The organism is bacterium, assembly GCA_035945995.1.
Lineage (GTDB): Bacteria > Sysuimicrobiota > Sysuimicrobiia > Sysuimicrobiales > Segetimicrobiaceae > DASSJF01.
Genome location: DASYZR010000008.1, coordinates 1 through 12,877, shown reverse-complemented (window position 1 = coordinate 12,877; position 12,877 = coordinate 1). Strand labels below are relative to the sequence as shown.

Below are 12,877 nucleotides of genomic sequence, written 5' to 3'. Positions count from 1 at the left end.
GTCCTTTTGTACCTGTCGTATTTGGTCCTTTTGGCCGTAACGTCCCAACGACACATATGCCAGTATCTTCACGGATCAGACCAAGAAGATAGACGCATCGAGGAGGTGTACATCATGCAAACGTTCACGAAAGTCGGCCTTGACGCTCTTCTGACACCGGAGAACTGCGTGCTTCTCCTGATCGATCACCAGCCGTTCCAATTGGCCAACGTAAACAGTCACGAGCCTACAATGGTGATCAACAATGTCACAGGTCTCGCCAAGGTCGCGAAGGCGTACAGTGTCCCGACGATTCTCACAGGGGTCGTCGCAGAACGCGGCGGTGAGATCTTCAAGCAGCTCCAGGCGGTCTTCCCGGATCAGAAGCCGATCAACCGCACGTTCATCAACTCCTGGCAGGATAGCCGCGTCGTCGCGGCGGTGAACAAGACCGGGCGGAAGAAGCTCATCATCGCCGCACTCTGGTCGGAGATGTGTCTTGCAATGCCCGCTATCCACGCGATGGGTGACGGCTACGACGTCTACGTCGTGACCGACGCCTCGGGCGGCGTCTCTCCGGAGTCACACGACATGGCGATCCGCCGCCTCGTGGCCGCGGGTGCTCAACCGGTTACCTGGCTTGGCGTGTTCGGAGAACTTCAGCGTGACTGGGCGCGGACCGAGACACTCAAGGATATTCCTCAGATCCTGCTAGACCATGCCGGCAGTGCCGGTGCTGCACTCCAGTGGGAGTATCAACTGATGCGTGCCCCCGTCGCGACGGGCGCGTAAAGCTTCGGGCGGACGAGGTGTACACGTCGTTCGTCTTCGGCAGAGGCGTGCGACACAATGTTGAGAAGGTCGAGAAGTACTACTGAACGCGGATACCTGGGAGAAACCTGATGAAGCGCGACTCAGAGGATAGAGAAAGAGCAGGGCCACCAATACCCGTCTACTCGCGCCGCAGGTTCATGCTTGTCGCTGCATCCGGAGGTGCAGCGCTCTTGTCGGCGGGCCTCTCGCCGATGAGCGTCCAGGCGACGGTCGGTAGCGCTTCCCCGGTAGTACCCCCGCCCGCGACAGCCGACGTTGTGCCCTTCAAGGTTCATGTACCGCAGGCGGCATTGGACGACCTCAAGAAGAGACTCGGCGCCACTCGTTGGCCCGAAAAAGAGACGGTAACGGACTGGTCGCAAGGTGTCCCACTCGCGAAAGCGCGGGCGCTGGTTGAATACTGGCGCGCTCAGTACAATTGGCGTCGGGTTGAGGGAGTATTGAACTCACTGCCCCAGTTTCGCACGCGGATTGACGGTCTCGGAATTCACTTCATTCACGTCCCATCGAAGCACAAGCACGCCCTGCCGATCATTCTGACTCACGGTTGGCCAGGATCGGTTGTGGAATTTCTTCAGGTCATCAGTCCGTTGGTGGACCCAACCGCCTACGGCGGTACGATCGAGGATGCCTTTCACGTCGTCATCCCCTCGCTTCCTGGGTTTGGGTTCTCAGACAAACCGACCGAACCTGGATGGCGTCTTCCGCGCATTGCCAATGCTTGGGCACAGCTGATGAAGCGCCTAGGATACAGCCGCTATGTCGCGCAAGGCGGGGATTGGGGCGCGGGCGTTTCGAGTTGGATGGCCAAGCAACATCCCTCTGGGCTCATCGCGGTTCACCTGAATCTTCCGATCCTCTTTCCGCCTCCTCCACCACCACCGGGGGGTTATACAATCGAAGAGCAGGCGGCACTTGCTCAGCTCGAAAGATACTCGACGGATGCCTCTGGCTATGCGGCTATACAGGGGACTCGTCCACAGACGCTCGGGTACGGTCTTGCCGACTCGCCGGTTGGGCAGGCAGTGTGGATCTACGAGAAGTTTCAGGGATGGAGCGACAACAAAGGTGATCCCGCGGAGGCCATCTCCGTCGACCATATGTTGAACGATATCACGCTCTATTGGTTGACCGACACCGCCGCATCTTCGGCGCGGCTGTACTACGAGAGTTTCAGAAAGGATTTCGCCCGAATGCCGCTAGAGCTGCCCGTTGCCGTCAGCATCTTCAAGAGAGACATGTTCACGCCACCGAGGGTGTGGGGAGAGCGAACCTACTCCAAGCTCTTCTACTGGAACGATGTCCCGAAAGGCGGTCACTTTGCCGCGCTCGAGCAGCCCGAGCTGTTCGTTACCGAATTGCGCAAGGCGTTTCGTCAGGTGCGGTAAGACCCAAGAGGTCGCCGGCGTCAACTACACATATGGCGCGTCTGAGCGGGAGGTCACCATGCTGAGGGTAGCGATCGTCCTCGGAAGCTCGCGCCCGGGCCGGAAAGGTGAACCGGTGGCGAAGTGGGTGCACGAAATTGCAATGAAGTGCAGCGACGCCGAGTTTGAGCTCGTGGATATCAGGGATTTCAACCTTCCGCACCTGGAAGCGCGCCCCTCTGTTTGATGGAGCTCGATATGCGTAACTCTGAGGCGTGGCCTCCGCTGCCGCTGGAAAACTGGAAAGAGACGTACGAGACGCTCCACATGTGGACGCAGATCGTGGGAAAGATCCGGCTCAAACTCACGCCGCACCTCAATCATTGGTGGGAGGCGCCCTTCTACCTGACGTCTCGTGGTCTGACCACCACGCCGATCCCGTTCGGCGACCGCGCCTTCGATGCGACGTTCGACTTCATCGATCATGTGTTGACCTTCCAAACGGCCGAAGGCCGGACCGAAACGGTCGGGCTCCGCCCTCGATCGGTCGCCGACTTCTATCGCGACGTGATGGAGACGCTGCAAAGACTTGCGATCGATGTGAGAATCTGGACCATGCCCGTGGAGGTCCCGGCGCCGATCCGGTTCACAGCGGACCATCGACACGCGGCGTACGACGCAGCGAGCGCACATCGATGGTGGCGCATTCTGTTGCGCGCGGACGCAGTCTTCAAGGAGTTTCGGGCTCGGTTCATCGGCAAGGCGAGCCCGGTACACTTTTTCTGGGGAAGCTTCGATTTGGCCGTCACGCGGTTCAACGGCCGTCGCAACACCAAACTATCCGCGACCGCCGACAAGATCACGCGCGAGGGCTACTCGCACGAGGTGAGCAGCTGCGGCTGGTGGCCGGGCAGCGGTAGTCTCACGGCCCCCGCGTTCTATTCGTACGCGGCGCCGGAACCTGACGGGTTCAAGGACGCGTGGGTCGCGGCGCCGGCCTACTACAGCGAGGAGTTCAACAACTTCTTGCTGCCGTACGATGCCGTCCGTTCCGCCACGGATCCGGAGACCATGGTGTTGGAGTTCCTCCAGAGCACCTACGAGGCGGCCGCGGCGCTGGGACGATGGGATCGCGAAAATCTGGAATTACGGTAGGCAGATCGTCGTAGCCGAAGCCGACGTTTCCCCGGCCATGGGGGTCGAGCGGTGAGCAACGAACGCGGGACGCTCTGGGCGACGATTCTCGGGTCGTGCGTCGTGTTTTTGGACTCGAGTGTGGTGTCGGTCGCCCTACCGCGGATCGGGCACGACCTGCCCGCGCACCTCCTTGGCGTTCTGGAAGGCCAGTCTTACGTCTACAGCGGGTACCTCCTGGCAGAAAGCGCGCTGCTCATTCTGGCGGGCGGGTTGACCGACGCGTACGGCCGCCGCCGGATGTTTTCGCTTGGGGTCGCCGGATTCGGCGCGACGTCAATCCTCAGCGGGGTGGCGCCCACTCTGGAGTGGCTGGTGGTGTTTCGCGTGCTGCAAGGAGTGGCCGGGGCACTGCTGCTCCCAGGGTCGCTGGCCCTGATCACGGCCACGTTTACCGGCGAGGCGCAGGGGCGGGCCTTTGGTGTGTGGTCCAGCGCCACGGCGGGCCTCACGATTCTTGGGCCTTTTGTCGGCGGATTGCTCGTGGACACGGTGTCCTGGCGGGCGGTGTTCTTGATCAATGTGCCGCTCGTGCTGCTCACGCTATGGATGACCCGACGGTTTGTCCGCGAAAGCCGAGACGCGGCTGCGGCGAAAGGCTTCGATGTGCCGGGCACACTGCTCACAGCGCTCGCCGTGGGCGGCTTCGTCGTGGGCACCGTTTCAGGCCAGCAACGGCAGTGGCACAACCCGGCCGCCTACGTCGCGCTCGGAATCGGCGCCGCGGCCACCGCGTTGCTGCCGTGGTGGATGCTGCGCGTCTCGAATCCCCTGGTCCCGCCCTCGCTGTTTCGTTCCCGAAACTTCACCGTGACGAACCTCTCCAGCTTCGTGATCTACGCGGCGCTCGCCGTGATCTTGTACTATCTAACGCTACTGCTGCAGGGGACCTTCGGATATTCCGCCGCGGCCGCCGGCGTCGCCACCGTCCCCGGGATCCTGTTTATGGCGCTGTTCTCGGCGCGGTTCGGTGCGCTCGCCGCCCGGTACGGGGCGCGTTGGTTCATGACGGCGGGACCGGCACTCATGGCCCTCGGCGCCCTCTGGTTGGCGCGGATTCCGGCCGCGAGCCCGGCCTGGGGTCTCAACCTCTCGGCGGTCGGTACGTTCTTGCCGCCCCTCGGGTACGTGACCGACATACTTCCCGGCGTCCTGGTGTTTGGACTTGGGGGCATGGTGACGGTCGCGCCGCTCACTGCGACGCTGATGGCCTCCGTCCCTGTCGAGCACTCAGGGGTGGCGTCCGCCATCAACAACGCGATTTCGGATGTTGGCCCCGAACTCGCCGTCGCCGCGCTGTTTGTTGTGCTCACCGCGCATTTCTACTCGTCGCTATCAGGACAGGTCCCCGGGTTGAACATCGCGTCCCCGGCGGTGCGCGACGAGGTCGCGCCCCTCAATCCGCCTGCCCCGGGAAGCTCGGAGGATCTCCGGCGCGCCGCTCGCGACGCGTCCACCGGCGCCTTTCGTCTTGTGACGCTGGTTGCCGCCGTGCTGCTTTTTGGAGGAGCTGCGATCAACGGCGCCGGTATCCGGACAATTAGGAACGAGCGTCTGGCGCGGGTCGTCTCCCCGGACCCATCGTGGCGGCGATGCACCCACATCAGTGCTGGGGTGCCCCCGGGAGCACCGCCGCCCTCCGGACGCGCGGTTGTGTCGGAATCGACATAGTACCGGCATCGACGTCAGTTGACGATACTCATGGAGGTTGGTATAGCGATGACCTGCACACATCTGAATCAAATCCGCAAAGTCTCGCCCTCGGGCACAGGATGCAAGGAGTGTCTGCAGACCGGCGACACCTGGGTGCATCTCCGATTGTGCTTGACCTGCGGGCATGTCGGCTGTTGCGATGACTCGAAGAACCGCCACGCAACCAAGCATTTTCACGCCACGCGACATCCGCTCATCCAATCCTTCGAACCCGGAGAGGACTGGCGGTGGTGCTACATCGATGAGATCGTTCTCTGAGTGAGAGGTTGTCCGGCGGACCCCGTGAGTCGTGCACCGTACGGACAGGGTTGTCCGTCTGCTGAAAGAGGGCTCAACCATGCGGCGTTGTCCTTTCTGCTACAAGACGTACGCAACGGAGGGTGAACTTCGGATGCATTTGATGGTCGAGGCCCTCGAAGATGGCCTGATGAGTGAGCACGCGGAGTTTCTGGCTGCAGTAGATCTGGAAATTGAGACGCTGGAGAAGGGTGGTCGCCGTGACGGGGAAGAAACGGGATCGACAGCCTGACTGGCCGGATCAAACCGTGACAAGCGGGATCAAGACCGGAATGATCCGTCGTGCTGCGGATCAAGAGGATCGGACCCTATCACCGGCGGGGTCGGATCTCAAGTGATTGCGCTGATCGGAAGAAACCCGGTCCTGGCCACGCACTGGCGGATCACGATTCTACGCAGCCGGTTACGGAGAGAGTAACCGATGGCTAAGGTGCATTTGTCACTGTGCAGGCAAATGTCGTAGCCGCCGGTCCGTATCCCACCCGCTAGCTTAGTAGAAATGGGCAACGAAAAATGGGTTTGAGTGATCAAAAGACGAGTGGTTCGGATGTAACCATGCACCCGTTCGCCTTGCTCCCCGCTCAGTCTTGGCTAGCACAATGTGTCTCTTTTTGTCCCGACCCGCGCATCGGTCAGTTTTTCGCGATTGATGCTCACAGCAGTCCGCGTCGAATCGCCACGACGACAGCGTGCGAGCGGTTGTCCGCCCCCAATTTGTTCATCGCCGAGTTTACGTACGTTTTCACCGTGCGCGGGGAAAGCCCCAATGCAGTCCCGATCTGTTTGTTGGGCAAGCCGTCGGCAATGAGCCGCAGCACTGCTTGTTCACGCTGGCTTAACAGTGGATGGGCAACGGGGCCAGCGCCACCCGGACCGTCCGCGGCGAGAGGCTCAACACATGCCCGCGCCATGTCTACCGCCTCTCTCGCCGACATCGCCCGACCCTCGGTGACGGCCGCCTCGTAGACGGACTCCCCCAACTTCTGGCGCGCGCCGGCGATGAACTCGGGGTAGGTTTCGACCTCTCGCAAGAGGACCCGAGAGACGAAGACGTCTGCGGTCCAATTGCTCCAGGCCTCGACCGCGGCCAGCAGCCGAACAGCGTGTTGAAGCTCGTCACGGTGAGCGCTCACCAGGGCGGCGATCGTCACGGCAACCCACGGAGCGCGCGACCGACCAGCCTCCCCCGCCGCGGTGATCGCGGTGCAAGCCAGGGCGGCGGCTCCAGCGGCGTCGTGCCCCTTGAGTTTGACCCAGGCCAGGCCGCTCATCGCGTACGCGGCCGTGCGTTTACTCCCGACCACCCGGGATTGCTCAAGGCCCTCGATGAAGAAAGCCTCGGCACGCTCTAGATTCCCCAGCAGCACCACGGCCCACGCCAAGTTGAGCGTCGCGTCCGTCGCGTCCGCGGATCTTCGAAGGTCGTCGAACTCTCGGTACAGCGCGAGGCTTCGTTCCTCCAGCGCCTGCGCCTCGGGGCCGTCCCCCTCGAGCAGGGCGACGACGCCGAGACGGGAGAGCGCACGGGCCGACGCGGTCGAATCATGGAGGCTCTCCGCGAGCTGCAGCGACTCCCGCAGGAGCGCCCGAGCCGACGTGCCGTCGCCCTGCAATGCCGCGAGCCTGCCCGCGCCCACAAGCGCCCTTGCGCGGAGGGGCGTAGGGGCGTCCGGGCTCAGCGCGAGAGCCTCCTCCAGCCACCGGCGCCCCTCCTGCAGGTAACTGCGGACGAACCAGAAATCTGCCAGCGCCCCTGCGAGACGGAGAAGACGTTCGCTGTCTCCTCGGCCCTTGGCCCACCGCAGCGCCGCCCGGAAATTCTCGTGCTCTTGCTCCAGACGGCGGCCCCACGACTGTTCCTCGCTTCCCCACAACTCCGGCGCCGCCCGCTCCGCCAGCGCCAGGTAGTAATCCCCGTGCCGCCCGCGGACGGCGTCGAGCTCCCCGCTCTCTGTCAGCCGGGCCAGCGCGTACTCACGGATCGGTTCCAGCATCCGATACCGGCGATCGGTGCTATCGATCGCTTCGGCCTGCGCCAGGCTCTTCTCCACGAGCGACACGAGGATCTTCCACACGGCTTCGCGGGCGTCGCGAGGCTGAACGACCTCGTCGGCGGCATCCAGCGTCCATCCGCCCACGAACGCGCCAAGCTGACGAAACACTTCCTGCTCGCCCCGGTCCAGCAACTTATAACTCCACTCGATGGCGTCGTTGAGAGTGTGGTGCCGGGCCGGCGCATCGCGTGCCTCCGCTGTGGTGAGCAAGGCCTCCCCCCGCAGCCGCGCCAGCATCCCGGCCGGGGACAAGACATTACTGCGCGCCGCGGCGACCTCGATGGCCAGGGGAATTCCGTCGAGCGTGCGCAGCAGTTCGGCCAGCGCCGGCGCGCTCGCCGCCGTCACGGCAAAATCGGGCCGGACCAACTTGGTCCGTTCAAGGAAGAGGGCGCCCGACGGCGCCTGGGCGACAGCTGCAGCGGTCGGTCGGGTGAGGTCAGGCAGCGCCAATCCCTCGATGAGCAGGCGTTGCTCTTGGCGGAGGTTTAGCGGTTCGCGACTCGTCACCAGCGCATGCAAGCCTGGGCAGGTGGCCAGCAGTTTGCCAATGAGCGTCGCGGCGGGCAGGAGGTGCTCGAAGTTGTCGAGGACCAACAGCAGACGGCGGCCCTCCATGAATTCGACGATACGTGCCTGCGGCGTCTGCGTCGTCCGCTCGCCGAGCTGCAACGCCTGTACGATCGCGGAATAGAGACCGCCGGGATCTCGCAGGGACACCAGATCCACGAACCAGGCGCCATCGGGAAAGTGCGTGTGGAGGCTCGCGGCGGCCGCACGCGCCAGACGCGTTTTCCCGATCCCGCCTGGACCGGTGAGCGTCAAAAGCCTGATCGCGTCGTCGAGCAGGTATCGCCGAATCAGGTCCAGTTCTCGGTCGCGGCCAATGAGGGGCGCCGGATCAGCTAGAAATTGCGGCGCGCGCGGTACGAGATCGGTTGCAGGTCTCCTGCGAGTCTCTCGCTCACGTCCGCGGCGCTTCGGCACAGTCATCCTTTGGATGTGACGTGCGGTAACCAACCTGGGCGTCGGCTCGAATCGGCGTACAACCGATCGCCAGGACAACCGCTCTTGGCAATGATACCAACGGTGACCGACGAGAACAATCGGTCCGGCGCAAGAGCAGGCGTTTCGGACTTCCGCACAAGGAGAGGGCTGTAGGAAGCCGGTATTCGGCGCTCACTCCCTGTCTCTACGCAACGAGTAGTTTCCAAATTCCCCAATTCCTGCTTGTCAAGAGAAGAGGAACCCACAATAAGATTCTGCCCAGTCTAGCATCATTGACGAGGCTTCGTGCGGTCAGTGCCGGCCCCAAACCAAGGTTGTGACTAGGGCTCCCGAAGGAACTCTTGAGCTATGGCCACTACGAACGACGAAACTGCGGTCGACCAACCGTGCTGGGCTGGGTTGACCACGATTGTGACGTGCCCCCCATCATAGCGGCATTGCCGAAGAAGCCGTGGCAGCGTGTTCGGTGGCGGTCCTTTTGTACCTGTTGTATTTTGGCCTTTTGGCCGTAACGTCCCGACGACGCATATGCCAGCATGTTCGTGAGTCAGACCGACAAGATAGACTTGCCAAGTAAAGGAGGGGGGCACGTATGCCAGTCGTGGATGTCAACGGACCCACCGGCCTTTCGAAGGATCAAAAGAGAACTATGATCAAGCGCATAACGGATGCCCTACATGAAGCATGGGGCCCGACGGGCACCACCGTCGTCATAATCAACGAACACGACAGTAACAGCGTAGGCATTGACGGCGAGCTGGACGCTGACCGCCGGGCCCGGCAAGCCACGTAACTTCACTCGAATCAGGCCGGTGGGTGGCCGTGCTTATGTGAGATTCGCTCAGATGATGGAAGCAGCGGATGGTGGTTTGTGATGAAATTGAGGGTCAACGGCAAACCGCGATCAATTGACGTGCAGCCGGACATGCCTTTGCTATGGGTACTGCGAGACGTCATTGGTCTGACCGGGACGAAGTTTGGCTGCGGCGCGGCGCTGTGCGGCGCCTGCACGGTCCACGTCGACGGCCGGCCGATCCGTTCGTGTGTGACGCCCGTCGCCGCGGTGAGCGGGAAGCACATCACCACGATCGAGGCCATCGGCGCCACGCCGGGTGGCAGGAAAATCCAACAGGCGTGGCTCGATCTCGAGGTCGTACAGTGCGGCTATTGCCAGTCCGGCCAGATTATGTCCGCCGCCGCTCTGCTCGCGAGTAATTCCCATCCCACGGACGCCGACATCGACGCGGCCATGGCGGGCAACATCTGCCGGTGCGGGACCTACACCCGTATCCGCGCCGCCATCAAGCGCGCCGCGAAGGCAACGTCGACCGCCGGCAAGGGAGGCTGATCGTGGACCGCGTGTCTCGCCGGAAGCTTCTGATTGTGGGTGCCGCGGCAGGCGGTGGATTACTGCTGGGGTGGCGCTTCGACGGGGGACCCAATGGGCCCGCGGTTGCTGCGACTGCCACGCCGCCGGTTTTCGCGCCGAATGCGTTCATTCGCGTCGGCACGGATGGACGCATCACCATGATCATCGGGCAGGTTGAAATGGGGCAGGGGGTGTACACGGCCTTGCCCATGCTCCTGGCGGAGGAACTCGAGGTCGGGGTCGATCAAGTCTCGGTCGAACACGCACCGCCGGATGACAAGCTGTACGCCAACCCGATCTTCGGCTTCCAGGCGACCGGAGGCTCGAGCTCGGTGAGGGCGCTCTATAAACCGCTGCGACGGGCCGGCGCGACTGCGAGAACGATGCTCGTCGCCACGGCGGCCAAGCGGTGGGGGGGTCGACCCCGCGGCTTGTCGCGCAGAGCGAGGCGCAGTGATCCACAGCGTCAGCGGCCGCCGGATCGAATACGGCGCGTTGGCCGCCGCCGCCGCGAAGCAGCCGGTGCCGGACAACGTCGCGCTGAAGCAGCCTGAAGCCTTCAGGCTGATCGGCACCTCCGCCAAGCGGCTCGATACTCCGGCGAAGGTGAACGGCACCGCGCAGTTCGGCATCGACGTGCGATTGCCGGGAATGAAGATCGCGACGGTCGCGGCGAGTCCGGTGGTCGGCGGCAAGGTGGCCGGACTTGACGAGCGCAAGGCGATGGCCGTCAAAGGTGTGCGCCAGCTGGTGCGGCTCGACGATGCGGTCGCGGTCGTGGCCGACCACATGTGGGCGGCAAAACAGGGTCTTGCCGCTCTTGCCGTCCGCTGGAATGACGGGTCGAACGGCGACGTCGGCACCGCTAACGTCGTCAAAGCACTCGCGGCGGCCGCGGAGACGCCTGGTGCGGTCGCTCGGAAGCAGGGTGACGCCCGCGCCGCCATCGACGGTGCGGCAACGAGGGTCGAGACGGTATATGAGGTACCGTTCCTCGCTCACGCGGCGATGGAGCCGGCCAACTGCACGGTGCATGTGCAGAAGGGACGCTGCGACGTCTGGACCGGATCGCAAGTCCTGGCGCGCGCGCAGGCGGCGGTGGCTCAGGTCACGGGGCTACCCCTTGACAAGGTGGTTGTCCACAACCATTTGCTTGGCGGCGGTTTCGGCCGGCGCCTCGAGGTGGACTACGTCACCCAGGCCGCCCGTGTCGCAAAGCAGGTCGTGGGCCCGGTGAAAGTGGTCTGGACTCGCGAGGAAGACATCCAGCACGACTTCTATCGCCCCTATTACTATGACCGGATCGCCGCAGGGTTGGACGCGCGCGGGAGGCCGATCGCGTGGACGCACCGGATCGTCGGCCCGTCGATCATTGCTCGCTGGGTGCCGTCTTTTTTCAAGAACGGGATCGACGTCGATGCGGTGGACGGGGCGATGGAGCTCGTCTACGATATCCCCGCACTCCAGGTCGAATACGTGCGCCACGAGGAGCCAGCCAACACCGGCTTTTGGCGCGGCGTCGGGGTCACGCACAATACGTTCGTGATCGAGAGCTTCATAGACGAGCTCGCCGCTGCGGCGAAGCAGGATCCCGTCGAATATCGCCGCGCGCTCCTTACCAAGTCGCCGCGCGCTCGGGCAGTGCTAGATCTCGCGGCCCAGTCGGCCGGGTGGGGGCGGCCGCTGCGGGCCGGCCGCGGTCGCGGAGTTGCGCTCCTCTACAGTAGCTGGGATACGTATGCAGCTGAGGTCGCCGATGTGGAAGTGTCGCGATCGGGCGACGTGCGCGTGCATCGGATCGTGTGCGCCGTCGACTGCGGCACAATCGTGAACCCAGACATTGCGAAGGCCCAGATCGAAGGCGGTGTGATCTTCGGCATCAGCGGCGCCCTGTACGGCGAAATCACGCTCAAGAATGGCCGCGTCGAGCAGTCCAACTTTAATGACTACCGTGTGCTGCGGATCAATGAGGCGCCTGCAATCGAGGTGCACCTGGTGCGAAGCGGCGAAACGCCCGGCGGGATCGGTGAGCCCGGCACGGCGGTCACGGCGCCGGCGCTCGCCAACGCCGTCTTCGCGGCGACCGGCAAGCGAATCCGGAAGCTGCCGCTGAAGCCCGAGCGGCTGCGCACGGCGTAATTGATCCTGGATCTGAAAATGTCGGGACTGGCCGGACTAGAGCCGCAGGATGTCCGGTCCCATTTTTCAGAGCGAAATCGTGACCAAAAAGGAGGGTGGGTCCCAATCGGCGACATAGAACTCACCGAGTGACAGTCCACTGAGTGGACCGGCAGACCGTTCATTTGGCCCGCCGCGGTGCGCTACTTTGCGCCCACGATGTTGTTACGATCGCATTCCTAATCGAAAAGGTGAGCCCGGCTTCCTGCCCCGAACACCAGGCCTACGACTCGAGTGCCGCAGGCGTGCCGTAACCTGCATCGGATAGGCAGGGTATACAGGGGAACGGGAAGGCACGTCTCTGTGGGAACGTGCCGGCAATATTAGAAAGACAAGATGAGACGAGGCAAACACGGGTTCCCCAGGTAACTAAGGCTGGTGGGTTTCGATTCCCGCCGCCTCCACCATTTCCGGCCCTTGATATATAGGGCTTTTCGCTGAGGGACCCCCGTCGAAGGGCCGTGGGCGTGCCGTAAGCTGCCTCTATCGGCGGTCTTCAAGCCGCATCCCTCAGGCGCAGGTTCTCTGGGCCGACGTCTCAGCCCGACCAGCCAAGATGGCTAAGGAAGTCACGCGTGCGCTCGACCGTGGGCGCCTCGAAAATCTGCTTCGGCGGTCCCTGCTCGATGATGGCCCCGCGGTCCATGACGATGATCCAATCGCCGACCAGACGCGCGAACGTCATCTCGTGCGTCACCACGATCATGGTCATGCCCTCCCTGGCGAGCTGAGTCATCACGTTAAGCACCTCGCCGATCGTTTCTGGGTCGAGCGCCGAGGTCGGCTCATCGAACAGCATCACCTCCGGCTCCATGTCCAAGGCCCTGGCGATGGCAACGCGCTGCTGCTCTCCGCCCGATAGCTGGGAGGGATAGCTCGCGGCC

At 63.3% G+C, this 12,877-nt stretch carries 10 protein-coding genes and 2 pseudogenes; 10 read left to right on the top strand and 2 right to left on the bottom strand.

Annotation, left to right across the window (positions count from 1 at the left end; translation table 11 throughout):
* The first annotated feature begins 114 nt into the window (after positions 1 to 114).
* The 7 genes and pseudogenes from VGZ23_00765 to VGZ23_00735 all read left to right on the top strand — a co-directional run bounded on the left by VGZ23_00765 (position 115) and on the right by VGZ23_00735 (position 5,616).
* The gene (locus tag VGZ23_00765; protein HEV2356139.1) at positions 115 to 771 is read left to right on the top strand and encodes a hydrolase; all 657 of its coding nucleotides are present in this window, start codon (positions 115 to 117) and stop codon (positions 769 to 771) included.
* 233 nt (positions 772 to 1,004) lie between these two features.
* Positions 1,005 to 2,201, top strand: coding sequence for an epoxide hydrolase (locus VGZ23_00760; GenBank protein ID HEV2356138.1), 1,197 nt, complete (start codon positions 1,005 to 1,007; stop codon positions 2,199 to 2,201).
* 58 nt (positions 2,202 to 2,259) lie between these two features.
* Positions 2,260 to 2,409: pseudogene (locus tag VGZ23_00755) on the top strand (NAD(P)H-dependent oxidoreductase).
* 29 nt (positions 2,410 to 2,438) lie between these two features.
* Complete coding sequence (locus VGZ23_00750; protein HEV2356137.1) at positions 2,439 to 3,335, top strand: DUF5996 family protein; 897 nt, start codon at positions 2,439 to 2,441, stop codon at positions 3,333 to 3,335.
* Between the two features lie 51 nt (positions 3,336 to 3,386).
* Complete coding sequence (locus VGZ23_00745) at positions 3,387 to 5,045, top strand: MFS transporter (protein HEV2356136.1); 1,659 nt, start codon at positions 3,387 to 3,389, stop codon at positions 5,043 to 5,045.
* A 48-nt stretch (positions 5,046 to 5,093) separates the two neighbouring features.
* Positions 5,094 to 5,345 (top strand): UBP-type zinc finger domain-containing protein, encoded by a 252-nt coding sequence (locus VGZ23_00740; protein HEV2356135.1) that lies wholly within the window; start codon positions 5,094 to 5,096, stop codon positions 5,343 to 5,345.
* A 142-nt stretch (positions 5,346 to 5,487) separates the two neighbouring features.
* Positions 5,488 to 5,616 carry a hypothetical protein gene (locus VGZ23_00735; protein ID HEV2356134.1) on the top strand — a complete coding sequence of 43 codons (129 nt, stop codon included), beginning with the start codon at positions 5,488 to 5,490 and terminating at the stop codon, positions 5,614 to 5,616.
* Between the two features lie 421 nt (positions 5,617 to 6,037).
* Here the strand turns inward: VGZ23_00735 and VGZ23_00730 are convergent, their stop codons facing one another.
* The gene (locus tag VGZ23_00730) at positions 6,038 to 8,035 is read right to left on the bottom strand and encodes a LuxR C-terminal-related transcriptional regulator (protein ID HEV2356133.1); all 1,998 of its coding nucleotides are present in this window, start codon (positions 8,033 to 8,035) and stop codon (positions 6,038 to 6,040) included.
* On the opposite strand from VGZ23_00730, the gene VGZ23_00725 reads away from it, so the two are divergent.
* From VGZ23_00725 to VGZ23_00715, 3 genes and pseudogenes are all read left to right on the top strand, one after another.
* Positions 8,012 to 8,347, top strand: a complete 336-nt coding sequence (locus VGZ23_00725; protein HEV2356132.1) for a hypothetical protein — start codon at positions 8,012 to 8,014, stop codon at positions 8,345 to 8,347. The two genes, VGZ23_00730 and VGZ23_00725, sit on opposite strands and share 24 nt — an antisense overlap.
* A gap of 970 nt (positions 8,348 to 9,317) precedes the next feature.
* Entirely contained in the window at positions 9,318 to 9,794 is a 477-nt protein-coding gene (locus tag VGZ23_00720; protein HEV2356131.1) for a (2Fe-2S)-binding protein, read from the top strand.
* A 62-nt stretch (positions 9,795 to 9,856) separates the two neighbouring features.
* Positions 9,857 to 11,954: pseudogene (locus VGZ23_00715) on the top strand (xanthine dehydrogenase family protein molybdopterin-binding subunit).
* 577 nt (positions 11,955 to 12,531) lie between these two features.
* Here VGZ23_00715 and VGZ23_00710 read toward each other — a convergent pair.
* Positions 12,532 to 12,877, bottom strand: a 346-nt coding sequence (locus tag VGZ23_00710; protein ID HEV2356130.1) for an ATP-binding cassette domain-containing protein, incomplete at its 5' end; no start/stop codon positions are given.